We start from the raw sequence: 25378 nt of genomic DNA on the forward strand, positions 1-25378 counted from the left end.
GTACCGCGGGGGCTGTCTGAATTTCTGTGTTCGAGGCTCGGTGTAGGGCTCGCCGATTCAGACGAGCCCGCGCCGCATATTACGCGGCAGGTCAGGTAAATCGCTCGCCGTAGGCGATGGCGAATTGGTTCATGGCCTCCTTCCATTCCTTGGCCGCGCGGCCCCAGTCGGCCGTGATATTGCGCAGCGCCAGCCACAGGAGCTTGGTAGCGGCATCGTCACTGGGGAAGTGGCCGCGCGTCTTGATGATCTTGCGCAGCCGACTGTGGATGCTCTCGATGGCGTTGGTCGTGTAGATCACGCGCCGCACGGCTGGGCTGAAGGCGAAGAACGGGATGACCCGATCCCAGGCCCGGCGCCAGGTGGCCGTCACGGTCGGGAACTTCTGGCCCCAGGCGCTCGCCTCGAAGGCATCGAGTTCGGCCTGGGCCGCGTCAGCACTGGACGCCGTGTAGATTGGCTTCAAGGCCGCCGCCAGGGCCTTGCGGTCCTTCCAGCTCGCGAAGTCCAGGCTGTTGCGGATCAGGTGCACGATGCAGGTCTGCAGCGTCGTGGCTGGGAACACGGCAGCGAGCGCCTCGGGGATGCCCTTGAGCCCATCGGTGACGGCAATCAGGATGTCGGCGACTCCTCGGGTCTTCAGATCGTTGAAGACCTTCATCCAGAACTTCGCGCCCTCGGTGTTCTCGATCCACAGGCCCAGGATGTCGCGCGTGCCATCGGGCAGCACGCCCAGGGCCAGGTAGATAGCCTTGTTGCGCACCACCGCATCCTCGCGAATCTTCACGCGCAGAGCGTCGAAGAACACCACCGGATACATCGGCTCCAGCGGCCGGCTCTGCCAGGCCGAGACCTCGGTCATCACGGCATCCGTCACGGAGCTGATGAACTCGGGGCTGACCTCGGTGCCGTACTGCTCGGCCAGGAAGCCCTGAATCTCGCGCACCGTCATGCCACGCGCGTACATGGCCACGATCTTGTCGTCGAAGCCGGTGAAGCGCCGCTCGTGCTTGGGGATAAGGATGGGTTCGAACGAGCCGGCGCGGTCGCGCGGCACCTCGATGCGCAACGGACCGTCCTCGGTCAAGACCGTCTTGGCGGACTTGCCGTTGCGCTGGTTGCCGGCCTCCTCCGGCTTGGCCGTGCCGGGCGGATAGCCCAAGTGGTGCGACAGCTCCGCGCCCAACGCGCGCTCGATCAGCGCCTTCTTCAGCGCCATGGTCGTGGCGTTGATCTGCTCGGCCGTCATCGGCGTCGAGCCGCCGGTCAGCTGCTCAATGAGTTCCTTGGGGATCGACGGCAGCGCCGTCATGCCGGCTCCCGCCGGCTTCTTCTTGGTTGGCATAGATGCTCCTGGTCGTCATGCTATGCCTCGCACACAAAAATCCTGACAGGCTCTCTTTTTGCACTCCACCGGCTTTGTTTTCCCCATCGGAACAAACCGGTAGTGAACAACGTGGACTTCATCGCGCTCATATCCCAGGATCTCGGCCTCGGCAAGAAGGCCAGTCTCCATCAGGATCTCACGTTCTTTCTGCACGGACTTCGAACTGAGCACGATCAAAGCAATGACAAGGCCAGTGATCGTGATGGTGACGAAGATCCATGCAAAGTTGTTCATGCGCGCTACCGTTTGAGTTCACCCGAGCGTGTAGGCGTGCGAGGCTTACTGCAGCCCTTCGGGTGCAGTGAAGTGTCAGACCGCATTGGCCGTCCTCCGAGTGGAGTCAACAAGCAATCGATGCAGAACAAACGCGCCAACCCCAGCGGCCACTGCCGAAGCCAGCCAAGTGGAAATGCCCACCTCATCCAAGAGCGACCCGCTCCGTGGCCCCTTCAGCTGCTCAAGTACAACGACCGCGGTGTTGACCGCCGCATGCAGCGCTATGCAGGGCAACAGAGACCTTGATCGCTCGAAGAGCCAGCCGAGCAGAAGGCCAAGCCATAGCGCCAGCAGAAACTGGTAGACGTTCATATGCGCTGCGCCGAACAGCAGTGCGGAGTATGAGATCGCCGCCCAGCGCGGATGGCGGTTCAAGAACGCTCGAAGCAAGACTCCGCGAAAGAGCATCTCTTCCAGGATGGGTGCCAGTACGCAGGTGGCGATTACCGTCGGAAGATTGCCGGCAACCATGCTGGCGAACGCACTCTCCTCCCAACGGGAAAGTGGAAGCAGCCACTCGACGATACCCATGAGAGCGTGATCAAGAAGCAACACGAGCGGAACGAGCAGAAGAACCGGAGGAACCAAGAGCATCAACGTGGCTGAAGCCGAAGATTTCGTTGAATGCAGCAGGTTCCCGTAGGTCATGCGGCTGTAGTGCATGACGGACACCAGGACGATGCCATATGCCAGCACCATAACAAGCGGCTGAGCTTGAGCCTCTGTCAGCCCGGTGAAGTGGCGGAAGTCGTACAGAAGTGCGCTCAACAAGTACTGCAGAAGGAAGTTCGCAAGAAGAAGTAGGGCGGCCTGTGCGACCGAAGGAAAGTGCTCGTTGCTTGATTGCATCTGGGCGGGAACCGTAGCTGCGAGGTCTAACTTTCAAGCTCAGTGGACGGCGAAGCAGCCCGCTGCAGCGAAGGGTGAAGCACCTTGGTCCGACCGCGCGGTCTGGCCTTGGGTGACCTACGGTTCATACGGATCGAAGTACAGGGAGTACGCATTCTCGAATGACTTGCCCAGCCGATCTCCTTCAGCCCTGTCGCTGGCGACCACATCGCCCAGTAGGAGCATTGGCTTTGTGTCCGCGCCGGGCGCATGAACTACGTGCTCTACCGTCAATTGGCCCGTGAAACCTCTGGCGCCAACTGCAGCGAGCGGAAATGCCACCCGCTCTCCAACACGCGGCAACACGACAAACTCCAGTGAGCCGTGTATCCGGCCAACAGCACTGGTCGAAGTAAGTATCGAAAGATCTAGATCTACGAGCATTCGGCGCTGGATGTTCAACGATTTAACTGAGTCGGGAGTTGCGGCCGGAAATAGAGGGCCAGATGAAATGGCGGACCGAAGAGGCCAGCCGTCGCCTAGTCGGCTTGAGCGCTGGGGTTAGGCAACACCTGGCACCTCTTTCCAACTTTCCACGAGGCCCTCGTAATATCTTTCGGTTTGCTGCTTCACGGACTCGACTGTGGCGACGAACTCATAGTTGCTCGTATTCCAGCCCTGCAACCCGATGATGTTCCACGAGTCGTCACAGTGGAGCAAGAGTAAGCTCGAGTCACGATGCAACTTGCAGATTGCGAGGTTCGGCACCGAACCCACGCGTTTGTCGCCCGAGTAGAGACGCAGGCGCCCTGTAAAGCGGGCGCTCGCAGGTACAGCCGCGTAGGCCAACACATCAGCATCGTCGAGGAGGCGTGGCGGTGGTGACATTGAGGTCTAGCGTTGAAGGCACGCCCGCTTGATTGACGGGTCGGAGCTCACGGTTCCTCAGCCATTCTTTTTACCAAATCGTTAAACCAGAACTGCTTTTCTCCATGTACAGCAGTGGTTCTAGCCCCCAAAGGGAACACGACATGAGTTGGTGGCCTAACAGTCCAAGTCTCGCGTTTTCCAGGTTCGCCCGTATCGCCAACAATTTCCATCGCGCCGCGCCAGTGAGCGATGACGGCTGTTGAGGGGAGCACCGATTTACACCTGGCATGGAACTCAGGAGCAGCTTCGAGAGGGACGTCGATGTAGTCACCCAACAGCAAGAGGTATGGAGTGCCAATCTTCAGAGATGGAACGTAGCCGAACTCGATGACGGCCCTGGGCGCTGCGTTCTTGACTGAGTGCACGACGCGACCCTTGTACCTTGCTCCGCACGGTTTTCCCTTGGCCGAGACCGTACGTCCCTCTACAACTTCCACGACCGCGACGGACTTTGCCTCGACATACAGCTCCCTGAGGGGGATCGCCACGGGCGGTGATCCCAGCAGCGAGCTGCTTGCAACAAACATTACGACCGCCAGAGCGCGAGCAGGGCTTTTCACGAGATCTAGCGCTTGAGTTCAACGGAAAGGCCAGCGCAACTGGCGCAAGTCCGCTGCAATGAGAGGTCAGAAGTCATCGCGGTCTGTGAAGAAGAACAAATGATTCCACTCGCTCCGCCGGAATGTGCAAGACGCCGGCAAAGTCAGTATCAAGAATTACGCCGTCGCCCAAGTAGCTCCACTCCGAGCGCAGGAACTTCGCGGAATACTCGCCCGCATCAAGGTTCACCTGTACGGTAGCGCGCCCGCCTACAAGCGCAACCTCATCCCCAACACGAAGTTCGGTTCCGTCTGCGTAGCGATTCATGACTTCTAGTTAGCTAGGTAGTAGGGCGACAGTCTTGCCGCATAACACCGGACTTGCCAAGCAGCTACCTGCGACAAGAGCGAGTCTGGATAGGTGCTCGCCAGTGTGCAGTCGCAGGCCCAGGCGCCGCCCTAGAAAACCTATCCCTCCAAGTGGTGAGTGATGCGACAACCCATTGCGCTGGCATTGCCCATGTGCGGCCGCAAACAAAACGGCCACCCGAAGGTGGCCGTTTCTTTCTCATTCATCCATCGTCACGCGAGCAAACGCCCGCGCCAGGGTCAGGCCTTGCTAGCGCCGCCGTCCCCACCCGTCAGCAGCTGCACGCTGCCTTCGCTCTGGCTGCCCAGCAGGCCGGTGCTGGTGTAGATGCCCAGCTTCTGGCGTGTGTCGGTGATGTCCAGGTTGCGCATGGTCAGCTGGCCGATGCGGTCGGCCGGGGTGAAGGCGGCGTCTTCGACCTTTTCCATCGACAGGCGCTCCGGCGCGTAGGTCAGATTCGCGCTGACCGTGTCCATGATCGAGTAGTCGTTGCCGCGGCGCAGTTCCAGGGTCACCTCGCCGGTGATGGCGCGGGCCACCCAGCGCTGGGCGGTCTCGCGCAGCATCAGGCATTGCGGGTCGAACCAGCGGCCCTGGTACAGCAGGCGGCCGAGCTTCATGCCGTTCATGCGGTACTGCTCGATCGTGTCCTCGTTGTGGATGCCGGTCACCAGGCGCTCGTAGGCGATGTGCAGCAGGGCCATGCCCGGGGCTTCGTAGATGCCGCGGCTCTTGGCCTCGATGATGCGGTTCTCGATCTGGTCGCACATGCCCAGGCCGTGGCGGCCGCCGATCACGTTCGCCTCGGCGAACAGCTCGACCGCGTTGGCGAACGTGCGGCCGTTGATCGCCACCGGCACGCCTTCCTCGAAGCGCACGCTGACGGTCTCCGGCTTGATGACGACGTCATCCTTCCAGAAGGCCACGCCCATGATGGGCTTGACGATGTGCATGCCGGAGTTCAGGAACTCCAGGTCCTTGGCCTCATGGGTGGCGCCCAGCATGTTGGAGTCGGTCGAGTAGGCCTTCTCCACGCTCATCTTGTAGTCGAAGCCGTTGGCGATCAGGTACTCGCTCATCTCCTTGCGGCCGCCCAGCTCGTCGATGAAGCTCTGGTCCAGCCAGGGCTTGTAGATCTTCAGCGCCGGGTTGGCCAGCAGGCCGTAGCGGTAGAAGCGCTCGATGTCGTTGCCCTTGTAGGTCGAGCCGTCGCCCCAGATGTTGACGCCGTCGTCGCGCATCGCCACCACCAGCGCGGTGCCGGTCACGGCGCGGCCCAGCGGGGTGGTGTTGAAGTAGGTGGCGCCGCCGCTCTTGATGTGGAAGGCACCGCACTGGATCGCGGCGATGCCCTCGGCCACCAGCTGGGCACGGCAGTCGATCAGGCGGGCGATCTCGGCGCCGTAGGCCTTGGCCTTGCGCGGGATCTCCTCGTAGTCGCTCTCGTCGGGCTGGCCCAGGTTGGCGGTGTAGGCGCAGGGGATGGCGCCCTTGGCGCGCATCCAGTGCACGGCGGCGCTGGTGTCCAGGCCGCCGGAAAAGGCGATGCCGACGCGCTCGCCGGCGGGAATCTTTTGGAGGATGGTTGCGGCCACGGGACTTCTCTTTCTCTCTCGCGCTGAAGAAAAATGATGATGGGCGGGTTTGCCCTATTCTAGGCGGCGGCTTTGGCGGGCCTCAGAGGGCCGGTCCATCCTCGGGCGAAAACCAGCCGATCCGCCCCTGGCCGGCGTCCGAGAGCCGGGCCCGGAAGGCCGCCGCGGCGTCCTCGGCCAGGGCCAGGCGCATCTCCACCTGGGCCCCATGCCTGACCTCCAGCAGCTGCGCTCCGGCCAGCTCCAGTTCGCGGCGGGCCAGGCCCTCCAGCGCATAGGGCAAGGTGCAGCGCAGGGTGACCAGGCGCACCAGCGGCACCTTCTCGGCTCCCAGCAGGGCCTGGGCCACCGCATCGGTATAGGCCCGCACCAGGCCGCCGGCGCCCAGCTTGACGCCGCCGAAGTAGCGCACCACGGTGGCCAGCACGCCCTCCAGATCCTGATGCCGCAGCACCTCCAGCATCGGCCGGCCGGCGGTGCCGCCGGGCTCGCCGTCGTCGTTGGCGGCGCTCTGCCCGCCGGCCAGCAGGGCCCAGCAGACATGGGCCGCGCCGGGATGTTCGGCGCGCAGCGCGGCCACCCGCTCCAGCGCCGCCTCGCGCCCGGCGCAGGGCTCGACGCGGCCGAGGAAGCGGCTCTTCTTGATCAGCAGGTCGCTGTCGACGGGGCGGGCAAGGCTCAGGGGCATGGGGCGGCCATTGTCGCCGGGCGCTTCCGGCGCTGGGCCGGGCTCAGCGCGGCAGCCGCACCTGGCGCATCATCTCCTCGCCCAGGTGGCGGGCCAGGATGCGCTCCACCTCGCCCTCCTGCAGCAGCTCCTGCAGCGTGCGCTGCAGCCGGGCGCGGTCGGCCGGATCGACCCGGCGGCGCGAGATCGCCATCGCGCTGGGCACATCGTCCTGCGGCGCCCAGTCGCGCAGGCTGAACTCGCCCATCCAGCTCCCGTCGCTGGGCCGCAGATTCATCGGGTGCATCAGCACCAGCTCGACCCGCCCGGCGCGCAGCACGCGCAGCAGCGCATCGAAATCCGCGACCTCGTAGACCCGGCCCTGGCGGCGCAGCCCGTCCAGCCAGGCATCCAGCATCGGCCCATGGCGGTAGCCGCGCACCACGCCGACGCGCAGCGCGGCATCGGCATTGAACTCGTCGACCGAGTCGATGCGCTGGGTCAGGGTGCGCGGCAGCAGCACATGGTTGCGGCTGCGCGCATAGGGCGTGAACTCGGCCAGGCGCTTGCGCTCCGGCGTCGGGATCGCCGACAGGGTGATGTCCACCCCGCCGCGCTCCATCAGCGCCCAGGTGCGCACCCGCGATTCCATCTGGCCCTCCAGCAGGCAGCCGCTGCGCTGCGCCAGCGCGGCGACCAGGTCGACATCGATGCCGGCGGGCTTGCCCTCGCCATTCAGGTGGAAGAAGGGGCCGAAGCTGAAATAGCCGACCTTGTAGGGGCCGCAGGCCTGGGCCGGCGACGCGAGCGCCGCCAGCAGCAGGGGCGTCAGGGCCAGCAGCAGGGCAGCGTGCATCGCGGGGCCGTCATCCATTCCCGGCGGAAGGTGGTCATCATCCGCCGCCGCTGTGCCCGCGTCATCGGCGCGGGTCTCGCTCCCTGTGCGGCCAGTCTACGGCCGGCATCGACCGGCGGCAATCAATCCGTCGTCAGAACGGCTGCAGCCAGGCCAGGCTCAGCTCGCGCGAGCGCGCCCGCCCGTCCAGGCGGTCCGCGCCCAGGCCCAGCTGCCAGCGTTGCGCGCGCAGCGCCAGGCCGAGGCGGCGCTCATGCGCATGCCAGCGCAGGCCCCATTGCTTCAGGCCCAGCGGGCCGGGCTCGGCCAGCGGCCAGCTCCAGCCCCATTGCGGCAGCCAGCCATAGCCCTGCAGATGATCCAGGCGCAGCTCGGCCAGGCCCAGGTCCGAGCGGTGGCTGGCCTCCAGCTGCCAGCGCTGCCGGCTGCTCTGCGAAAAACTGCCCTGGGCATAGCGGCCGTTCAGCAGCGGCTTGTAGACCAGGAAGCCGTCGGCGTCGTAGCTCTGGGTCTGCGAGTCGACCTGGTCGAACTCCTGCGGCATGCGGCGCCATTGCAGGCGGCCCAGGTCGTGCAGGCCCAGGCCCAGGCACCAGGGCGGCCCGCACCAGCGCAGCTCGGTCTGCAGCAGCAGGCCCAGGCCGCGGCTGGGGCCACCCTCGTCCATGAAGGGGAAGCGCAGGTTCTCCTGCACCCGCTGACCCTGCAGCGCGAAGCCGTAGGCCTGGGTGGCGGCGCGGTAGTCGGCCCGGCCGTCCAGCTCGGCCAGGCGCAGGCGGTTCAGCGCCAGCGCCTGCAGCTCGACGCGCGCCGACCAGCCGGCGTCCCGCGCCGCGCCGTCGAAGGCCTGGCCGAAGTCGCGCGCCAGCGCCAGGCCGGCGCCGGCAAAGCCGCGGTAGTCCAGCTCGACCCGGTACTGGCGATCGCCGTCGGGCCGGGCCTTGCCCTGCACGTCGCGCACCAGCTGCAGGGTCGACTCGGGCGCGATCGCGACGGCGCTCTGGCGGGCCAGCAGGCTCCAGCGCCAGTCGCCCCGGTGGTAGGCCAGGCGCAGCTCGTTGTCCTGGCGCACCAGGTTGCGGCCGCCGCGCGGATCCAGCGGCAGGGGGCCGGCGCTGTCCAGCCGGTTCAGCGGCATCGCGTCGCTGTGGCGCAGGGTCTGCAGCTCCAGGCTCAGCACGTCGTCGGCGCCCTGGGCGCCGGCCGCCAGCGCCAGCAGCAGGCCGGCGGCGATCAGAAGGGACTTCATGGGGACTCCGGAAAAAGGGCAGGGCGCCCCGGCCGGAGCCGGGGCGCCCTGGAGCCGCGGGCTCAGTTCAGCGAGACGAACTCGCCGTTGGTGAAGGTCACGCGGCCATTGCTCAGATCGATCACGCCGATCTTCACGTCGCCCTTCTTCAGGTCGATCAGCGAGCTGGCGCCGTCCACCGCGAAGTTCAGGCCGGAGGCCGCCTCGCTGATGCGCAGGCTGCTGCGCTGGGCCGCGTCCTTGGCCTCGCTGGCCTCGAAGCTCAGCACCAGCTTGGGCGCGCCGTTGACCACGGTCTTGAACTGGCCGCTGAGCTTGCCGTCGCGCAGCGCATCGGCGGACTTGGAGCGGCCGAATTCCAGGCTCAGCGCCAGCAGCGGGCGGTTCGGCGCGGTGACCGAGCCGTTGAAGCCGACCTGGGCCTTGTAGCTGTTGCTCGCGGACAGCGGCAGGCTGGCGTCATAGGCGGCGTAGTTCTGCAGGGCCAGGCTGAACTGGCCGCTGAGGAACTCGCTGACGCTGTCGCCGCTCTTGTTGCGCAGCGAGCCCTTCAGGCCCAGCTTGGTCGGTTCGATCACGCTGCCGCTCTTGTCGGCCATCATCCCGCCGAGGCTGAACTGGCCCTCGAACTCGGCGCTGCCATTGCGCGCCAGCAGGTTGAGTGCCAGCTCGGCGAGCTCGCGCGACTCCGAGCCGTCGGCCTCGACACGGCTGACCAGGCGTGATTCGGGCTTGATCACCAGCTCGCTGTCCAGGGTGTTGCCGCCGTCGCGGTACAACGCCAGCTTGCCCTCCAGCGCAACGGTCTCCAGGTCGCCGGCCTTGGCGCTGGCGCCCAGGATCACATTGCGCGAGCCGCTCAGCGCGATCACGCCCTTGCCCTGCGGGTTGTAGAGGTCGAAGCTGTCCTTGCGGAACATCGCCGGCAGCTCGCCGCTGATGCTGAAGCTCTTGATGCGGTAGTCCTGCTGGGTCACGCTGATCTTGCCGGCGAAGTCGGTGGCCGGCGCGCTCTGCGGATCGCTCTGCGAGGCCGCGCCATTGGCGCCGCAGAGGGCGGTCTTGGTCTTGCAGATCACCTTGCGGGCGCGGGCGCTGTAGCTGAAGCTGCCATCGGCCTGCGGCTCCAGGAAGATGCGGTGGCGCGTATAGGCCCAGACCAGGTTGCCGCCCTGCGCGGGGTCGTTGATCAGGCGCGCGTGGTAGCGCGCGCTGCAGCCGATGTAGCGCGCATTGGCCACCGCTGTGGCCAGCACCAGGCGATCGGTGTCCTGGTAGAGGCCGCAGCTCATGCCGGTGGCATTGGCCGGGCCGCCGGGCAGCATGTCGAAGAAGCCGTCGCGCGAGACGGTCTTGCCGTCGCGCTGGGTGTAGTCCAGGTAGAGCTGCACGCCGCTGACCAGCGCGGTGGCGTCCTTCAGCAGCAGCTCGGCAGGCAGCTGCACATCGGCCACGGCGCGCTCGAACTTGTCGGCCTCGGCCTGCAGCGGCGCGGCGGCGCCGGCGCTGGGCGCGGCCAGCAGTGCGGTGAGGTTGCTGCGCAGCTCGGTGAACAGGGTCTTGCCGGCGGCGACCGCGCCGGCATCGCTGACCGGCGCCGGCTTGCCGTCGCCTTCCAGGTTCTTCAGCGCGATGTTCAACGCGGCCGGATCGACCGCGCCATTGTTCAGCTTGGGATCGGCCAGCACGCTGCCGACCGCCGCGACCAGCTTGCCGGCCACGTCGATGTCGCCGACCTTGCCGGGCTTGATCGAGTCCAGCTTGCTCGACTCGGCCAGCTTCTCGACCACGCACTTGACCTTGTCGCCGGCGCTGGCGCCACCGGCGCAGCCCAGCTCGCCCTTGGCGGCCAGCTGGGCCACCGAGGTCAGCATCACCGCGAGCTTCTTCTCGTCCTCGCTGCCGGCGCTCTTCAGGTCGGCCGGTTTGACCTTGCTCGGGTCGAAGCCCAGCAGCTGGATCACATTGGACTGGGCCTGCTGCAGGCTGTCCTTGCTGATGCCGGCCTTGGCGGCGGCCGCGGCGGCCATCTCGGAGAAGGGCGTCACGAACAGCTCGGCCTTGCCGGAGGCGGCCTCGGCCGACAGCAGGGCGCGCAGCGCGAAGCCGCTGGGCAGGGGCTGGGCCGCGCCGGTGATCTCGTCCTTCTGCGTCGTGCTGCCGTCCGTCTTGGCGCTGATGCGCACCGCGTAGACGCTGCCGGCGGCGGCGGCGAACTTCAGCGAATAGGCGCCGTTGGCGTCGGTGGTGGCGCTGGCCAGGGTGGTGTTCAGATCGGGCTGGCCGTCCTTGATCGGATGGGCGCTGACATTGGCGTTCGCCAACAGCCCCTTGGCGGCCACGCCGGCCACCTCGTAGCTGGCGGCAACCGGTGGGGTGTCGGTGCTGCTGTCGCCGCTACCGCCGCCGCCGCAGGCGGCCAGCAGGCCGGCCGCGGCCAGCGCGCTCAGGTGGCACAGGGAGGGGTGGACTGTCTTTTTCATCGTAAGGAACTCCGGACTGCTTTGTCTTGGACCAGGGCATCGACCGCGCCGCTGGGCGGGGCGATATTGCCAAGAGGCGACGCCGTCGGCGCCGGAGAAAAGGCCGGGGTGCCGGCCGGGCGCGCAAAGCCGCGCAGCTTTTCACGCTCGGCGGCCGCTTGTTGTTGCGCGCTTGCAAAGTCCTCGCCCAAACAGGCGGCCGCGGCCGTGCTGCGACAATCGCGCCATCATGCTGAAGTTCGACCTGCTCAAGACCGAAGGCCGCGCGCGTCGCGGCGTGCTCACGCTCAACCATGGCGTGGTGCAGACCCCCATCTTCATGCCGGTGGGCACCTACGGCACGGTCAAGGGCGTGATGCCGCGCTCGCTGGAGGAGATGGGCGCGCAGATCATCCTGGGCAACACCTTCCACCTCTGGATGCGCCCGGGTTTGGACATCATGAAGCAGTTCGGCGGCCTGCATAAGTTCGAGAGCTGGAACAAGCCCATCCTGACCGACAGCGGCGGCTTCCAGGTCTGGTCGCTCGGCGAGATGCGCAAGATCAGCGAGGAGGGCGTCAAGTTCGCCTCGCCGGTCAATGGCGACAAGCTGTTCCTGACGCCCGAGATCTCGATGCAGATCCAGACGATCCTGAACAGCGACATCGTCATGCAGTTCGACGAGTGCACGCCCTACGAGACCAAGGGCCATATCACCACCGAGCTGGAAGCGCGCAAGTCGATGGAGATGAGCCTGCGCTGGGCCAAGCGCTGCCAGGACGAGTTCGCGCGCCTGCAGAACCCGAACGCGCTGTTCGGCATTGTGCAGGGCGGCATGTTCGAGAACCTGCGCGACGAATCGCTGGCGGGACTCACCGCGCTGGACCTGCCCGGCTACGCGATCGGCGGCCTCTCGGTCGGCGAGCCCAAGGCCGACATGCAGCGCGTGCTGACCCATATCGGCCATCAGCTGCCGGCGCACAAGCCGCGCTACCTGATGGGCGTGGGCACGCCGGAGGATTTGGTCGAGGGCGTCAGCCAGGGCGTCGACATGTTCGACTGCGTGATGCCGACCCGCAACGCGCGCAACGGCCATCTGTTCACCCGCTTCGGCGACCTGCGCCTGCGCAACGCCCGCTACAAGGCCGACGAGCGCCCGGTCGACGAGACCTGCCGCTGCTACTGCTGCGCCAATTTCAGCCGCGCCTATCTGCACCACCTGGACCGCTGCGGCGAGATGCTGGGCCCGATGCTGACCTCGGTGCACAACCTGCACTACTACCTGAACCTGATGAAGGAAGTGCGCGAGGCGCTGGACGCCGGCAACTTCGCGGGCTTCATGAAGAAATTCGCCGAGGATCGGGCGCGCGGGGTTTGAGGCAGGCCGGCCGCGCCGGCCTGGCGCAATCGTTCTAGACCTACGGCGCCCGCCGCCGGCATGCTCCCTCTCACTTCGAGAAGGGAGTAGTTGCCATGGACTTGCGGATCAACGGCCGGCGCCATGCGGTGGCCGCCGGCTGGCGCGAAGAATCGCTGCTGCATGTGCTGCGCGAGCACCTGGGCCTGACCGGCAGCAAGTTCGGCTGCGGCCAGGGCCAATGCGGCGCCTGCACGGTGCTGCTGGACGGCGAGGCCGCGCGCAGCTGCCTGCTGCCGGTGGCCGCCGTCGCGGGGCATGAGATCACCACCATCGAGGGCCTGGGCACGCCCGAGGCGCCGCATCCGCTGCAGCGCGCCTGGCTGAGCCTGCAGGTGCCGCAATGCGGCTACTGCCAGGCCGGCCAGCTGATGGGCGCGGCCGCGCTGCTGCGCCGCAAGCCGCGACCCGACGCGGCCGAGATTGATGCGGCGATGGCCGGCCACCTGTGCCGCTGCGGCACCCAGCAGCGCATCCGCCGAGCCATCATGCTGGTGGTGGAACAGGGATGAAGAGCGGCCTCGCCCAACCCTCGCGCCGCCGCTTTCTGCGGCACAGCGGCGCCGGCCTGACCGTGGCCCTGTTCGCCGGCTGCGCGCTGCCGGTCATCCCGCGCCGGCCGATGCCCAGCCTGGACGATGCGCTGGGCTGGATACGCCACCAGGACGGCCGCTACCTCCTCTGGGTGCCGCGGATCGAGATGGGGCAGAACATCCTGAACGGCCTCAAGCGGATCGCCTGCGCGGAGCTGGGCGTGCCCTGGGAACGGGTCGAGCTGCGCCTGCCCAGCACGGCGGACATCGGCCGGGTCAAGGCCAGCGTCGGCAGCGAGTCGATCAAGGACTATGCGCTGCCGCTGGCCCAGGCCTGCGCGCTGCTGCGCGAGGCGGTGGCGCGCGGCGGGTTCGCGGCGGCAGCCGAACAGGCGCCGGCCGCGCTGCGCTCGCTGGGGCCAAGCAACGCACTGGCCGGCCTGCCGACGTCGCCGCTGGAGCAGGGCGAGGCCATCGTGACCGGCCGGCCGCTTTATGTGGCCGATGTGCGCCGGCCCGGCCAGCTGTTCGGCCGCGTGCTGTATGCGCCGCAGTCGCCCGAGTTCGAATCCGCGCCCGGTGCGCTGGACGAGGCGGCCGCGCGCGCCGTGCCCGGTTTCGTGGCCCTGCTGCGCGATGCGCGCCTGGTCCAGGGACGGGCCCGCGGGCTGGGCCTGGTGGCGGCCACGCCGGGGGCGCTGGACCGCATCGAGCGGGCCCTGGCCCTGCAATGGCAGATGGCCGAGCCATCGCCCAAGCCGGCCGGCGACTGGGCCGCGGCGCTGGACGTGGACCTCGCGCTGGCCGCGGGGCGGCGTCTGCCCCATGCGGTGGGCGACGATGCCGGCCCCATCGACCCGGACGGCGCCTGGGACCTGGACCTGCGCTTCGACATCCCCTCCGCCGCCCATGCGGCGCTGGAGCCGCGCGCGGCGGTGGCCGAGTTCGATGCCGCGCGCGGCGAGCTGCGGCTGTGGGTCGGCAGCCAGGACGTGTTCTACCAGCGCGACGTGGTGGCGCAGCGCCTGGGCCTGGACGCGGAGAAGGTGCTGGTGCAGGCCTGCCGCGTCGGCGGCGCCTTCGGCAGCAAGACCATTTGCACCGTGGAGCTGGAGGCGGCGCTGCTGGCCCAGGCCGTGCGGCGGCCGGTCAAGGTGCAATGGACCCGCGCGCAGGAGCTGCGCCAGGGTTTTCATCGCGCGCCGTCCAGCCACCGCGTGCGGGTGCGGCTGCGGCAGGGCCGGCTGCAGGACTGGTGGCATGCCTTCGTCAGCAGCCACATCCTGTTCACCAATGCCGCGATGCCGGTCTGGATGCAGCAGGTCAGCCGGCTGGTCGGCGACGCCGGCGTGGCGCGCGGCGCGCAGCTGCCCTATCGCGCGGCGCGGCGCGAGACCCGCTTCGCGCTGGTGCGCTTGCCGCTCTTGACCGGACCCTGGCGCGGCCTGGGCGCCGGGTCCAACCATTTCGTCGTCGAGTCGGTGGTCGACGAATGCGCGCGCCGCCTGGGGCAGGACCCGCTGGCCTTCCGGCTGGCGCATCTGGATGCGGCCGCCTCGCCGCCGCAGGCCCGGCTGGCGCGGGTGCTGCAGCGGGTGGCGCGGCGCGCGCGCTGGGGCGATGCGCCTCCGGCCCCGGCCCCGGGGGAACGCACGGGCCGCGGCCTGGCCTGCGGCATCTACAAGGACATGAGCTATGCCGCCGTGGTCGCGGACGTGGTGGTGGCGGCCAGCGGCGAGGTCCGGGTGACGCGCCTGTGCTGCGCCCATGACTGCGGGCGTGTGATCGATGCCGAGCAGGTGCGCGCCCAATGCGAGGGCAATCTGGTCTGGGGCCTGGGCATGGTGCTGGTGGAGGCGCTGGCCTTCGACGGGCGCGCGGTCGGCGCCAGCGGCTTCGCGGATTCACCGATCCCGCGCTGGCATGAGATTCCCCCGCTGGAGATCGAGCTGGTCGACCATGGCGAGCCGCCCAGCGGCGCCGGAGAGACCGCGATCGTCGCCGCGGGCGCGGCGATCGCCAACGCGATCCGCGCCGCCACCGGCGTGCGCCTGCGTGCGCTGCCCTGCCGGCCCGAATGGCTGCGTGACAATGAGCGTCGATGAAGAGGAAGAGCCCGCCAGCCTCCAGCGCTGCGCCGTCCGGCGATTTCGCCAGCGCGGCGATGCTGCGCGTGCTGCGCCAGGGCCTGCTGGACCTGGGGCTGCCGCCGGGCGCCGCCGATCCGCGCGGCGCCGAGGGGCGCGCCACCGTGCCGCTGGACGACAAGCGCCGCCTGCTGGCCCATGCGCTGGCGGTGGGCGGCCCGGCATGCCTGGCCCTGCTGGGCCGGGGCGTGCATCGCTTCCGTCATGAGCCGACGCACCGCGCGCTGACCTCGGCGCGCGATGCCGCCGATCTGTTCGAGCGTTGGGGCCGGCTGGAGCGCTATATCCATTCGCGCCATCGGGTGCGGCTGCTGCGGCTGGAGGCGGGGCAGGCGCGGCTGCACCATGTGTCGCTGAGTCCACAGACCTCATCACCGCAGCCAGCCGAGAGCCTGGTCGTCGCCGGCCTGCTGGCGGCGCTGCTGGAGGCCTGCGGCCATCGCGGGGTGCGCTGCGAGATCAACGACGCGGTGCAGGTGTATCCGCGCGTCGACGATGGCGCGGCCCTGGCCCGGGCCATGGCCGTGGGTGCGACGGCGGACTGGTGCCTGCGCTGGAGCGGCCATACCGCTCCCGAGACCGAGCCGGCGCCCGCTACCGCCGCGCCGGCCGGCCTGGCCGAGGGCGAGTCCTGGGCCGGCTGGGTCCGGCAGGTGTTCGATCAACTGGCCGCGCGCCTGCCCTCTCCGCCGGGCATGGACGAGCTGGCGCTGAGCCTGGGTCTGTCGCGGCGCAGCGCCCAGCGCGAGCTGCAGCGCCAGGGCACCGCGTTCCGGACCCTGCTGGCCGAGGCGCGCTTTCGCAGCGCCGGCTGGTGGCTGCTGCGCAGCGCCGCGCCGCTGGCGGAGATCGGTTTTCTCTGCGGCTATGCCGACCAGTCGCATTTCGCGCGCGAGTTCCGGCGCCGCAGCGGGCTGCCGCCGGTCGACTATCGCCGGCACTTTGCGGTGGCGCCACGGTGATGATGATGAAGCTGGTGATGAAACCGCTGCGCTGGCTGGCCCGCCTGCTGCTGGCCCTGCTCATCCTCTTCGAGGAATGGGGCTGGGAGCCGCTGCGCCGCGCGATGGCCCGGCTGGCCGCGCGGCTGCCGCTGCGCTGGCTGGAGCGCCGGCTGACGAGGCTGCCGCCCCATGCGGCGCTGCTGGTGCTGGTCCTGCCCAGCCTGCTGATCATCCCGATCAAGCTGCTGGCGCTGTGGCTGATCGCCGAGGGCAAGGCGATGCTGGGCGTCGCCGTGATCGTCGCGGCCAAGCTGGCCGGCACCGCACTGCTGGCCTGGCTGTTTCAGCTGATCCAGCCGGCGCTGCTGCGCCTGGCCTGGTTCGCGCGCCTGTATGCGCGCTGGAGCGGCTGGAAGGCCGAGCTGCTGGCGTGGGTGCGGGGGAGTGCGGCGTGGCGCGCGGCGCGGGCGATGCGGCAGCGCCTGCGCCGTGCCTGGCGCCGCCAACGCAAGGAGATCTGATCGGCGCGGAGATCCCGCCGACAGCCATCGCTCTTGGTCTTGAGGAGGCCTGTGCGCCATCCCTGATCAAGACCTGCAGCAAGAATTATGTGGACGACCGCGATCCGCGATAGGCCGCGCCCGGCGTGGCCGTGGGTGCTCCGAGCAGCCCTGCCACACGCTCCCGCAGCAGCTCCGGCGTCACATCCCGCGCGGCGATCGGTGCGTCCGCGGCGAGCCCCACCCGGCTGAAAAATCCGCGCCGGAAGGGCCGCACCATGGCCTGGCCCTGCTCGACGCGCGAGAAGAAGGAGCCCCACAGATTGGTCAGCGCCAGCGGCACCACCGGGATGCCGGCGCCGCCCTCGGGCTGCTCCTCCAGGATCTTCACCACGCCGCCCTTGAAGGGCTGCAAGCTGCCGTCGCGGGTGATGCCGCCCTCGGGGAAGATGCACAGCAGCTCGCCGTCGTCCAGCACGCGGCGCGCCTCGCGGAAGGCGGCCTCGTAGGTGGCCTCGTCCTCGTGGCGCGGCGCGATCGGGATCGCCTTGGCCAGGCGGAACATCCAGCCCAGCACCGGCATGCGGAAGATGCGGTGATCCATGATGAAGCGGATCGGCCGCGGGCTGGCCGCCATCAGCAGCACCGGGTCGACGAAGGACACATGGTTGCAGACCAGCACGGCCGGGCCCTTGGTGGGGATGTGCTCGTCGCCACGGATGCGGAAGCGGTAGATGCAGCGCGAGGCGATGAAGGCGACGAAGCGCAGCAGGTACTCGGGCACCAGCATGAAGATGTAGAAGGCCACCACCGCGTTCGCCAGGCCGACGGCCAGGAACAGCTCGGGGATGCTCAGGCCCGCGCCCAGCAGCGCGCCGGCCAGCAACGAGCTGGCGATCATGAACAGCGCGTTCAGGATGTTGTTGGCCGCGATGATGCGGGCGCGGTGCGTCGGCTGCGCGCGCAGCTGGATCAGCGCATACATCGGCACGCTGTACAGGCCCGCGAACAGGGCCAGCAGGCACAGGTCAAGCAGCACGCGCCAATGCGCGGCCTGGGCCATGAAGGCGCCCAGGCTCAGCGCCGCGGGCGGGGCCGGTAGGCCGCGCGAGGCGAAGTAGAGGTCGATCGCGAACACGCTCATGCCGATCGCGCCCAGCGGCACCAGGCCGATCTCGACATGGCGGCGCGACAGCACCTCGCACAGCAGCGAGCCGACACCGATGCCGACCGAGAACACCACCAGCAGCAAGGACGCGACCTGCTCGTTGCCATGCAGCACCTCCTTGGCGAAGGCCGGGAAGTTGGCCAGGAACACCGCGCCGAAGAACCACATCCAGGAGATGCCCAGCAGCGAGCGGAACACCGCCAGCTGCTCGCGCGCCAGGCTCAGGTTGCGCCAGGTTTCGCTGACCGGGTTCCAGTTGATCTTCAAATGCGGGTCGGTGGCCGGGCTGGACGGGATGGCCTGGGCCGTCAGCCGGCCCAGCAGCGCCAGCGCGAAGCAGGCAATCGCCACATGCTGGGCGCCGACCTGCGGCGTCGCGATCAGCAGGCCGCCGGCCACATTGCCGAGCAGGATCGCGACGAAGGTGCCCATCTCCACCATGCCGTTGCCGCCGGTCAGCTCGCGCTCGCTCAGCTGCTGCGGCAGGTAGGCGTATTTGACCGGGCCGAACAAGGTCGAGTGCAGGCCCAGCAGGAACACGCAGGCCAGCAGCGCCGGCACGTGCGTCGCGTGGAAGCCCCAGGCCGCCAGCGCCATGATCGCGATCTCCAGGCTCTTGATGAAGCGGATCAGCCGCGTCTTGTCATGCTTGTCCGCCAGCTGGCCGCTGGTGGCCGAGAACAGCACGAAGGGCAGGATGAACAGCGCGCCGATCACCAGCCCGGCCTGCGCCGGCGGCAGCCAGCCCAGCTGCAGCTGGTAGGTGACCAGCACGGTGAAGGCGAACTTGAACAGGTTGTCGTTCGCCGCGCCGAGGAACTGGGTCCAGAAGAAGGGCGCGAAGCGGCGCTGGCGGAGCAGGGCGAACTGGCTGCTGTGCGGGGCTGAAGGGTCGTGCTGCATGAGGGAAAGGCTTTCCTCGTCGGATCAGCGGATGGTTTCGGGCCGCTCGGCCAGGCCGGCGCGGGCCAGCCAGGCGAACATCGAATCGGCGGTGATGGTGTCGATATGGCCGGCGAAGCGGCGCGCCGAGGGGTGGTCGTCGAAGGCCACATTGGCCATGCCCACGCGCGCGCCCAGGCGCGTCGCGGTGGACAGGCGCAGATCGGTTGGCTGGTAGCCCTGCGCGCGCGCCCAGGCCTGGGCCTCGGCGCGGTTGCGCGGGGCCGGCGAGGCGGCTGCCAGCGCCAGGGTCTCCAGCGCCCATTGGTTGCTCTGCTGGTAGGTCTGGCCCCAGGCATAGGCCACCATGCTGTAGCGCGGCTCGTGCAGGGTGGCCGGCCAGCGCGCGTCGCGCAGCAGCGGCAGCAGGCTGCGCTGCAGCTCGGGGCTCAGGCGCGCATAGGCGGCCTCGTAGCGATGCGGCCGGTCCAGGAAGAATTCGCCCAGGCCCTGGCGGAACAGGTCGGCGCGGGCGGTGCCGCAATGGTTGAGCTTGTGCACGACGCGCCAGACCGGTGGGCGCGTCGCGTCCCCGCCGTCCTGGCGATAGGCCAGGCCGACATGCGACCACTGCAGCCCGTACTTGCCCAGGTCCTGCCCGGCGCGGGCCAGCAGCACCACCTGCGCGCCGCTGGCCTCGAGCCGGCGTGCGGTGAGCTCGGCCAGGTTCATGCCCTGCGTGATCTGCTCGATCGTCAGCGGCTTGTCCTCGCAGGGCCGGCCGGCCCAGGCGCCGGCGGCGGCCAGCGCCAGCGGGATCATCGCGAGCAGCCGGGGGCTGTTCATCGGGTGATCTTTTCGTTGTGCAGCAGGGCATCGCCGATGGCATTGGGGACAAAGGCGATGGCCTGGCCGGCTGCCGACAACACATAACCACTGCCGATCGCGGTGACGATCACCGCGGTGCCGACCGCTTGGCTCGCCTTGCCGGTGAAGCGGACGCTGGCGCGGGCGCCGTCCGAGGCGCGCTCTAGGATCCAGACGCTGCCGTCGGCCGAGGCTTCGACCGCGGTGACGCTCAGCGTCGCGCCGGCCGTTAGCAGGGCCACCGGTGCTGCAACCGATACCGCCACCGGCAGCAGCGAAAGGCCGCTGGCCTCGGAAGCTGTCGACTGGGCCCGGACCGGAGCCTGCAGCGCCGAGGCGAGTATCAGGGCCGACATCGGCGCCCACACCTGTTGCATCTTCATCAAGACTGGATTCCGAGTGACGAGGTGGCGTGATCATCGCGTGGCCTGACAGGTTTGCGTAGTTTCATTTGTTGACGGGCTCGCTCGGTGCACGCTCAGGTAGCGTTTCACGCTACCTGAGCCTCGAAATGCCGGCGCGTCGCGAACACCTCGGCGCGCAAGGCCTGACCCCGCCAGCGCACCGCGCGCTTCAGCGCCAGGTCGAACAGCAGCGGGTTGTGCTCGCGCAGACGCTCCAGCGGCGCCACCTGGTCCGGCCGCAGCAGCTCCGCGCGCACCAGGCCGCCGAGCCGGTACAGCGGCCCGACGCCCGGCAGCGGATAGTCCGAGCCATGCAGCAGGCGGCCATGCCAGTCCTGCCGCTCCAGCAGCGCGCGCCAGACCTCGGGCCGGCGGTTGAACTGGAACAGCGCCGACACGTCGCCCAGCAGCAGGGCATCCCAGGCCGGCTCGTCCATCAGCCGGGCGAACAGCTCGAAGGCCGGCACCGGGCGCGGTCGCGGCCGGTCCAGGTCCAGCGCCTGGCCCAGCGAGGCGCAATGCGCGGCGATCACGCGCACGCCGCGGGCCAGCGGCGCGCGCAGCAGCAGCGGGTTGCCCAGTTCCTCGCGGCCGGCGCCGGGCACGGCCTTCTCCTCGCCGCAATGCACGATCAGCGGCAGGCGCGCCGCGGCCAGGCGGTCGTAGAAGGGGCTCAGGCGCGGGTCGCGCAGATCGATGTTCATGCTGCTGGGCAGCCATTTCAGCGCCACCGCGCCGCCGGCGATCGCCGCCTCCAGCCGTGTCAACGCATCCGCGCGGTAGGGATGGATCGAGGCCACCCAGGCGTAGCGCCGCGGCTGGGCGGTGGCGACCCGGCGCGCATAGGCGTCGGGCACATGGAAGGTGGTCCAGTCCGGCTGCGGCCGGCCCCGCTCGTCATGGGCCTCGTCGAAGGCATAGAGCAGCCAGCGCGCGCCGCTCGGGAAGCCGGCGGCCAGCTCGTCCAGGTGCTGCAGGTAGGCGCGGTCCACGCTGGGCGCGTCGGCCGGCACGCAGGCGCCGTCCATGATGGCGCGCCGGCGCAGGCTCTCGACCGGATGCCACCACTGCGTCATCTGCGGGTGGATGCGGCAGCCGCTGCCGGCGTCGCCGGTGCCCAGCAGATGGCAATGCACGTCCCACAGCTGGGCCGGGTCCAGGTCCTGCCAGCAGGCCTGCAGCAGCGGGTGCTCGCGCAGCTCCAGCGGCAGGCCGCGGCCGCAGGGGTTGCGCAGATAGGAGGAGGCCCGGGCCGGGTCGGTCAGGCTGCTGAACAGGCCGGCGACGGCGGCCGCGCCGCAGCACAGCAGGTGGCGTCGTTGCATGGTGAAGGTCGAGGGGCGCGGGGCCCGGGAGTCGTGATGGGCCGCGATGTTCGGCAGCGGCGGCAGCGGCGCCGCGGTTTTTCCCGCGCGGCGGCGGGGCTCGCCGCCGGCGGTGGCGTTTTGCGCTACCGTCGCGGGCCATGAGCACCCAGACCCTGATCGAGATCATCAAGGCCGAGCTGAAGAGCCGCGGCCTCAGTTATGCCGATGTGGCGCGCGAGCTGGCGCTGTCGGAGTCGGCGGTCAAGCGCATGTTCGCGCCGGGCGGCGAGATGCCGCTGTCGCGCGTCGACGAGCTGTGCCGCGTGCTGCAGACCGATTTCGCCGCGCTGACGCAGCGCCTGGGCGAGCGCCGCCAGCTGCGGCGCGAGCTGACCCTGGCGCAGGAGCGCGCGGTGCTGGCCGACCCGAAGCTGCTGCTGACCGCGATCTGCTGCCTGAGCCACTGGAGCTTCGAGCAGATCGTCGCCGGCTACCGCATCAGCGAGGCCGAGGCGACCCGCTACCTGGCCGAGCTGGACCGGCTGGGCATCATCGAGCTGAAGCCGCTGAACCGCTACAAGCTGCAGGTGGCCAAGACCTTCCGCTGGCGGCCGCAGGGGCCGGTGATGAACTTCTTCCGCGAGTCGGTGATGGGCGACTTCTTCGCCGGCGGTTTCGATGGCGAGGGCGAGGTGCTGAGCCTGGTGCATGGCCAGCTGAGCCATGCGATGGCGCGCGAGCTGGCCGAACGGCTGGAGCGGGTGGCCGAGGACTTCGCGCGCCAGCATGTGCTGGACCAGAAGCTGCCGGACGCCGAGAAGCGCCGCTACACGATGGTGGTGGGCATGCGCAGCTGGCTGTTCGAGGCCTTCCGGCACCTGCAGCGCAGCGATCTCACCAGAACTGCCAGTTCCCGGTCCTGATCACCCAGATGCCCAGCACGCCGTTGGTCACCGCATGGGCGATCACCGCGGTCCAGAGCTTGCCGGTGCGCATATAGAGCCAGGCATAGGCGAGGCCGGCGACGATGGCGGCCAGCCACAGGGTATGGGCCAGCATGAAGACGAAGGTGGAGAGCACCAGGGCCTTCAGCCCGGCGCGGCGCGGGTCGACGCGCTCGAACTGCGGGTCGGCGATCCAGCGCATCAGGAAGCTGCGCCAGAACAGCTCCTCCATCACCGGCACCAGCAGGGCCGCGCCGGCCCAGCGCAGCGCCACCAGCGGCCAGATCAGCGCGCCGCTGGCATCCAGCGGCACGAAGCTGGCGGTCGGGGTCGAGAGCTGCATCCAGGGCGCATCGAGCCGGATCCAGAGCGCGAACACCAGCAGGCCGACCGCGACGCTGAGCAGCAGCTCGCGCCCGCTCGGCAGGTTCTGGCGCGCCAGCTCGCCGTAGTCGCGCCAGTACCAGACCAGCAGGCCGCCGACCACCAGCACCGACAGGCCGTAGATCCAGCGCGCGTCGAAGTTGGGCTGCTCCGGCAGGGCGCCGCGCAGCGCCAGCAGGACCATGAAGGCGGCAAAGGGGACGGTGCGGGCGATCGCGGCGGGGCTGAGGGTCATGTCTTGCTCGGCGGTGAAGCCCCGAGCTTAGCGCCCTCCCGCGACATCCAGCAGCGTGCCCACCGTGTAGCTGGCCGCATCCGACAGCAGCCAGGCGATCGCCTCGGCGATCTCGTCGGCGCGGCCCAGGCGCTGGATCGGGATGCCGGCGGCGGCGCCATGGGCGTCCACGCCGCTGCCGCCATGGATCTCGGTGTCGATGATGCCGGGGCGCACGCCGTTGACGCGCACGCCCTCGGCGATCACCTCGCGCGCCAGGCCGACGGTCAGGCTGTCGATCGCGCCCTTGCTGGCCGCATAGTCGACATAGACGCCCGGCGAGCCCAGCTGCGCGGCGCGCGAGCTGAGGTTGACGATCGCGCCGCCGGCGCCGCCATGGCGGGTGCTCATGCGCTTGACCGCCTCGCGGCAGCACAGCAGGGTGCCGATCACGTTGACGCCGAACAGGCGTTGCCAGCGCGCCAGCTCCATCTGGTCCAGGCGCTGCGCCGGCGCGACGATGCCGGCGTTGTTGACCAGGCCTGTCAGCCGGCCCAGCTCGGCATCGAGGCGGGCGAACATGGCCAGCACCTGGCCCTCGTCGGCCACATCGGCCTGCAGGCAGATCACGCGCCGGCCGGGGTGGGCCGTGCGCAGCTCGGCGGCCAGCGCCTCGGCGGCCGCGCCGTCGCGCGCATAGCCCAGCGCCAGCTCATGCCCGCGCGCGGCCAGCAGCCGCGCGGTGCCGGCGCCGATGCCGCGGCCGGCGCCGGTGATCAGGGTGATCGGCGGCGCCATCTCAGGCCAGCGCGACGCGGTTGCGGCCCAGGTGCTTGGCGCGGTACATCGCGCTGTCGGCGCGGGCGATCAGCAGATCGGTGGCGTAGGGCGGGGTGCTGGCCAGGCCGATCGACAGCGTGACCTCCAGGCCCGGGGACAGGTCTTGCCAGGGGAAGGCCTCGACCCGGTGGCGCAGCCGCTCGCAGACCTCGAAGGCGCGGTCCGGCACGGTGTCCGGGAACAGCACCAGGAACTCCTCGCCGCCGTAGCGCAGCAGCAGGTCGCTGCCGCGGGTGTTGTCGCGCAGCATCTGGGCCAGCTGCTGCAGCACCTTGTCGCCGACCGCATGGCCATGGCCGTCGTTGATGTCCTTGAAGCGGTCGGCGTCGATCAGGGCCAGGGTCAGGGCCTGGCCGCTGGCCTCGGCCTCGCGCAGCAGGGCCGGCATGCGCGACTCCATGCAGCGCCGGTTGCCCAGGCCGGTCAGCGGGTCCTGTTCGACATGCACCTCCAGTGCTGCGGCGCGCGCCTCCTGGCGCTCGGCGCGCTCGCGCGCCTGCTCGGCCTCCAGCCGGGTGACGAAGAAGCGCGACTGCGCCATCAGCTGGGCGATCGCGCGGCGCCGCTCGATGGCCTGGAAGATCTCGAACTGCCGCAGCGCCTGCTCATGGTGGCCCAGCTGCTTGGCGGCGCGGTACAGCGCATGGTGGACGCGCAGCGCGGTGGCGGCCGGGGCGCGGTCGCCGGCCTCCTGCAGCAGCAGGCGCAGGTCGTCGTAGGCGGCCTCGGGTCGGCCGCGCAGCAGCGCCAGCTCGGCCAGCGAGCAGCGCACGCGCCAGCCCTGGGCCTCGTAGCCGCGCACGCGCGCCTGGTCCAGGGTCTGCTCCAGCAGCGTCTCGGCCTCCTCCAGCCGGCCGGCATGCAGCAGGGCCTCGCCGAGGTTGCCCTCGGTCATCACCAGCGCGAAGGGGTCGCCGAAGTCCAGCGCATGCGGCCGCACCTCCTGCGCATAGCGCAGCGCGCCGGCCAGGGCCTCGGCGCAGGCGGCGTCGTTGCCGCTGTCGCGCAGCAGGTAGAAGGCGCCCAGCGCGACGCCGCAGAGGTTGTTCAGGGTGACCACATGCTCGTAGGGCGAGGCCTGGCCGCGGATCAGCACCGCGGCCTCGCTCATCAGGCGCTCGGCCTGCCAGGGGTCGCCCATGCGCTCGAAGGTGGCGCCCAGCGCGTTCAACGACATCGCGATCAGGCGCAGGTCGCCCAGCTCCTGGGCCACCGCGCAGCCCTCGTTGGCGCTGCGCATCGCGGTGTCGAAGTCGCCGGTCTCGAAGCCGGCCAGGGTCATCCAGCGCAGCAGCTCGCAGAGCTCGGGGCTGGCGCCCTGGTTGCGCAGCAGCGGCAGCACCGCCTCGCCGGCGCGGATCAGCGCGGCCAGCGCGCCGCGGCGGTAGAGAAAGAAGGCGCGCAGCCGGCCGGCCTCGATCTGCTCGGCCACATGGCCCTGGGCGCGCGCCAGGTCCCAGGCGCGCTGGGCCTGGGCCTGGCCCTCGTCGAGCAGGGACGCGGCCTGGGCCTGACGGGCGGCCGCCAGGCAGGCATTCAGTTCATCGGTGCTGGAACGGACCTCGCCGCTGACGACTGCATCTGGCATGAGGGCTGGCTACAACTGGTCACAAAAGGGCAAGGGTAGCGCAAGCGATCCGGCCGGGGCGCTTGCGCTGTGCGTTGCAC

Annotated in this window: 22 protein-coding genes; 6 read left to right on the plus strand and 16 right to left on the minus strand. The window is 69.4% G+C overall.

The window, feature by feature from the left end:
- Positions 1 to 91: 91 nt before the first annotated feature.
- From G8A07_RS01270 to G8A07_RS01310, 9 genes are all read right to left on the minus strand, one after another.
- Positions 92 to 1345, minus strand: a complete 1254-nt coding sequence (locus G8A07_RS01270; protein WP_195792716.1) for an IS256 family transposase — start codon at positions 1343 to 1345, stop codon at positions 92 to 94.
- Positions 1346 to 1360: 15 nt separating this feature from the next.
- The gene (locus G8A07_RS01275; protein WP_195795336.1) at positions 1361 to 1621 is read right to left on the minus strand and encodes a hypothetical protein; all 261 of its coding nucleotides are present in this window, start codon (positions 1619 to 1621) and stop codon (positions 1361 to 1363) included.
- Positions 1622 to 1696: 75 nt separating this feature from the next.
- On the minus strand, positions 1697 to 2512 hold the full coding sequence (locus G8A07_RS01280) for a CPBP family intramembrane glutamic endopeptidase (protein ID WP_195795337.1): 816 nt from the start codon (positions 2510 to 2512) through the stop codon (positions 1697 to 1699).
- 914 nt (positions 2513 to 3426) lie between these two features.
- Positions 3427 to 3909: a hypothetical protein gene (locus tag G8A07_RS01285; protein WP_195795338.1), complete on the minus strand. Its 483-nt coding sequence runs from the start codon at positions 3907 to 3909 to the stop codon at positions 3427 to 3429.
- A 660-nt stretch (positions 3910 to 4569) separates the two neighbouring features.
- Positions 4570 to 5925, minus strand: a complete 1356-nt coding sequence (gene argG / locus G8A07_RS01290) for an argininosuccinate synthase (protein ID WP_195795339.1) — start codon at positions 5923 to 5925, stop codon at positions 4570 to 4572.
- A gap of 82 nt (positions 5926 to 6007) precedes the next feature.
- Entirely contained in the window at positions 6008 to 6613 is a 606-nt protein-coding gene (locus G8A07_RS01295; RefSeq protein ID WP_195795340.1) for a YigZ family protein, read from the minus strand.
- A gap of 43 nt (positions 6614 to 6656) precedes the next feature.
- Positions 6657 to 7448, minus strand: a complete 792-nt coding sequence (locus G8A07_RS01300) for an ABC transporter substrate-binding protein (protein WP_195795341.1) — start codon at positions 7446 to 7448, stop codon at positions 6657 to 6659.
- 133 nt (positions 7449 to 7581) lie between these two features.
- Positions 7582 to 8697 (minus strand): hypothetical protein, encoded by a 1116-nt coding sequence (locus G8A07_RS01305; protein ID WP_195795342.1) that lies wholly within the window; start codon positions 8695 to 8697, stop codon positions 7582 to 7584.
- A 62-nt stretch (positions 8698 to 8759) separates the two neighbouring features.
- Positions 8760 to 11180: a hypothetical protein gene (locus G8A07_RS01310; RefSeq protein WP_195795343.1), complete on the minus strand. Its 2421-nt coding sequence runs from the start codon at positions 11178 to 11180 to the stop codon at positions 8760 to 8762.
- A gap of 229 nt (positions 11181 to 11409) precedes the next feature.
- Between G8A07_RS01310 and tgt the strand changes: the two genes are divergently transcribed.
- The 5 genes from tgt (at position 11410) to G8A07_RS01335 (ending at position 16721) form a co-directional block, all read left to right on the plus strand.
- On the plus strand, positions 11410 to 12537 hold the full coding sequence (gene tgt, locus G8A07_RS01315; RefSeq protein ID WP_195795344.1) for a tRNA guanosine(34) transglycosylase Tgt: 1128 nt from the start codon (positions 11410 to 11412) through the stop codon (positions 12535 to 12537).
- A 95-nt stretch (positions 12538 to 12632) separates the two neighbouring features.
- Positions 12633 to 13088, plus strand: coding sequence for a (2Fe-2S)-binding protein (locus G8A07_RS01320; RefSeq protein WP_195795345.1), 456 nt, complete (start codon positions 12633 to 12635; stop codon positions 13086 to 13088).
- Positions 13085 to 15214, plus strand: a complete 2130-nt coding sequence (locus G8A07_RS01325; protein ID WP_195795346.1) for a xanthine dehydrogenase family protein molybdopterin-binding subunit — start codon at positions 13085 to 13087, stop codon at positions 15212 to 15214. The genes G8A07_RS01320 and G8A07_RS01325 overlap by 4 nt, the downstream gene beginning before the upstream one ends.
- Positions 15211 to 16218 (plus strand): AraC family transcriptional regulator, encoded by a 1008-nt coding sequence (locus G8A07_RS01330; RefSeq protein ID WP_195795347.1) that lies wholly within the window; start codon positions 15211 to 15213, stop codon positions 16216 to 16218. Before G8A07_RS01325 ends, G8A07_RS01330 begins: the two co-directional genes overlap by 4 nt.
- Positions 16218 to 16721: a hypothetical protein gene (locus tag G8A07_RS01335; protein WP_371816408.1), complete on the plus strand. Its 504-nt coding sequence runs from the start codon at positions 16218 to 16220 to the stop codon at positions 16719 to 16721. The genes G8A07_RS01330 and G8A07_RS01335 overlap by 1 nt, the downstream gene beginning before the upstream one ends.
- Positions 16722 to 16806: 85 nt before the next feature.
- Here the strand turns inward: G8A07_RS01335 and G8A07_RS01340 are convergent, their stop codons facing one another.
- The 4 genes from G8A07_RS01340 to G8A07_RS01355 all read right to left on the minus strand — a co-directional run bounded on the left by G8A07_RS01340 (position 16807) and on the right by G8A07_RS01355 (position 21346).
- Positions 16807 to 18771 carry an MFS transporter gene (locus tag G8A07_RS01340; protein WP_195795348.1) on the minus strand — a complete coding sequence of 655 codons (1965 nt, stop codon included), beginning with the start codon at positions 18769 to 18771 and terminating at the stop codon, positions 16807 to 16809.
- Between the two features lie 24 nt (positions 18772 to 18795).
- Positions 18796 to 19596, minus strand: a complete 801-nt coding sequence (locus G8A07_RS01345) for a DUF2145 domain-containing protein (RefSeq protein WP_195795349.1) — start codon at positions 19594 to 19596, stop codon at positions 18796 to 18798.
- Positions 19593 to 20000, minus strand: coding sequence for a hypothetical protein (locus tag G8A07_RS01350; RefSeq protein ID WP_371816409.1), 408 nt, complete (start codon positions 19998 to 20000; stop codon positions 19593 to 19595). Before G8A07_RS01350 ends, G8A07_RS01345 begins: the two co-directional genes overlap by 4 nt.
- A 107-nt stretch (positions 20001 to 20107) precedes the next feature.
- Entirely contained in the window at positions 20108 to 21346 is a 1239-nt protein-coding gene (locus tag G8A07_RS01355) for an amidohydrolase family protein (RefSeq protein ID WP_195795350.1), read from the minus strand.
- A 140-nt stretch (positions 21347 to 21486) separates the two neighbouring features.
- Here G8A07_RS01355 and G8A07_RS01360 point away from each other — a divergent pair, with 140 nt between their 5' ends.
- Positions 21487 to 22251, plus strand: a complete 765-nt coding sequence (locus tag G8A07_RS01360) for a helix-turn-helix transcriptional regulator (RefSeq protein ID WP_195795351.1) — start codon at positions 21487 to 21489, stop codon at positions 22249 to 22251.
- Here the strand turns inward: G8A07_RS01360 and G8A07_RS01365 are convergent.
- From G8A07_RS01365 to G8A07_RS01375, 3 genes are read right to left on the minus strand one after another with little or no spacing between them, the layout of a single operon-like run.
- On the minus strand, positions 22223 to 22891 hold the full coding sequence (locus tag G8A07_RS01365) for a CAAX prenyl protease-related protein (protein ID WP_195795352.1): 669 nt from the start codon (positions 22889 to 22891) through the stop codon (positions 22223 to 22225). The genes G8A07_RS01360 and G8A07_RS01365 overlap by 29 nt on opposite strands.
- A gap of 27 nt (positions 22892 to 22918) precedes the next feature.
- The gene (locus G8A07_RS01370; protein ID WP_195795353.1) at positions 22919 to 23668 is read right to left on the minus strand and encodes an SDR family oxidoreductase; all 750 of its coding nucleotides are present in this window, start codon (positions 23666 to 23668) and stop codon (positions 22919 to 22921) included.
- A gap of 1 nt (position 23669) precedes the next feature.
- Positions 23670 to 25298 carry a diguanylate cyclase gene (locus tag G8A07_RS01375; RefSeq protein ID WP_195795354.1) on the minus strand — a complete coding sequence of 543 codons (1629 nt, stop codon included), beginning with the start codon at positions 25296 to 25298 and terminating at the stop codon, positions 23670 to 23672.
- Between the last annotated feature and the right edge of the window lie 80 nt (positions 25299 to 25378).

Source organism: Roseateles sp. DAIF2 (genome assembly GCF_015624425.1).
Lineage (GTDB): Bacteria > Pseudomonadota > Gammaproteobacteria > Burkholderiales > Burkholderiaceae_C > Kinneretia.

Bases quoted from the DNA above. Each gene is read 5' to 3' on its own strand.
- G8A07_RS01280 (WP_195795337.1), bottom strand. From the start codon at position 2,512: ATGCAATCAAGCAACGAGCACTTTCCTTCGGTCGCACAGGCCGCCCTA.
- G8A07_RS01300 (WP_195795341.1), bottom strand. From the start codon at position 7,448: ATGCACGCTGCCCTGCTGCTGGCCCTGACGCCCCTGCTGCTGGCGGCG.
- G8A07_RS01275 (WP_195795336.1), bottom strand. From the start codon at position 1,621: ATGAACAACTTTGCATGGATCTTCGTCACCATCACGATCACTGGCCTT.
- G8A07_RS01365 (WP_195795352.1), bottom strand. From the start codon at position 22,891: ATGACCCTCAGCCCCGCCGCGATCGCCCGCACCGTCCCCTTTGCCGCC.
- tgt (WP_195795344.1), top strand. From the start codon at position 11,410: ATGCTGAAGTTCGACCTGCTCAAGACCGAAGGCCGCGCGCGTCGCGGC.
- G8A07_RS01310 (WP_195795343.1), bottom strand. From the start codon at position 11,180: ATGAAAAAGACAGTCCACCCCTCCCTGTGCCACCTGAGCGCGCTGGCC.
- G8A07_RS01335 (WP_371816408.1), top strand. From the start codon at position 16,218: ATGATGATGAAGCTGGTGATGAAACCGCTGCGCTGGCTGGCCCGCCTG.
- G8A07_RS01345 (WP_195795349.1), bottom strand. From the start codon at position 19,596: ATGAACAGCCCCCGGCTGCTCGCGATGATCCCGCTGGCGCTGGCCGCC.
- G8A07_RS01295 (WP_195795340.1), bottom strand. From the start codon at position 6,613: ATGCCCCTGAGCCTTGCCCGCCCCGTCGACAGCGACCTGCTGATCAAG.
- G8A07_RS01325 (WP_195795346.1), top strand. From the start codon at position 13,085: ATGAAGAGCGGCCTCGCCCAACCCTCGCGCCGCCGCTTTCTGCGGCAC.
- G8A07_RS01350 (WP_371816409.1), bottom strand. From the start codon at position 20,000: ATGAAGATGCAACAGGTGTGGGCGCCGATGTCGGCCCTGATACTCGCC.
- G8A07_RS01305 (WP_195795342.1), bottom strand. From the start codon at position 8,697: ATGAAGTCCCTTCTGATCGCCGCCGGCCTGCTGCTGGCGCTGGCGGCC.
- G8A07_RS01270 (WP_195792716.1), bottom strand. From the start codon at position 1,345: ATGCCAACCAAGAAGAAGCCGGCGGGAGCCGGCATGACGGCGCTGCCG.
- G8A07_RS01330 (WP_195795347.1), top strand. From the start codon at position 15,211: ATGAAGAGGAAGAGCCCGCCAGCCTCCAGCGCTGCGCCGTCCGGCGAT.
- G8A07_RS01370 (WP_195795353.1), bottom strand. From the start codon at position 23,668: ATGGCGCCGCCGATCACCCTGATCACCGGCGCCGGCCGCGGCATCGGC.
- G8A07_RS01355 (WP_195795350.1), bottom strand. From the start codon at position 21,346: ATGCAACGACGCCACCTGCTGTGCTGCGGCGCGGCCGCCGTCGCCGGC.
- G8A07_RS01360 (WP_195795351.1), top strand. From the start codon at position 21,487: ATGAGCACCCAGACCCTGATCGAGATCATCAAGGCCGAGCTGAAGAGC.
- G8A07_RS01340 (WP_195795348.1), bottom strand. From the start codon at position 18,771: ATGCAGCACGACCCTTCAGCCCCGCACAGCAGCCAGTTCGCCCTGCTC.
- G8A07_RS01375 (WP_195795354.1), bottom strand. From the start codon at position 25,298: ATGCCAGATGCAGTCGTCAGCGGCGAGGTCCGTTCCAGCACCGATGAA.
- G8A07_RS01320 (WP_195795345.1), top strand. From the start codon at position 12,633: ATGGACTTGCGGATCAACGGCCGGCGCCATGCGGTGGCCGCCGGCTGG.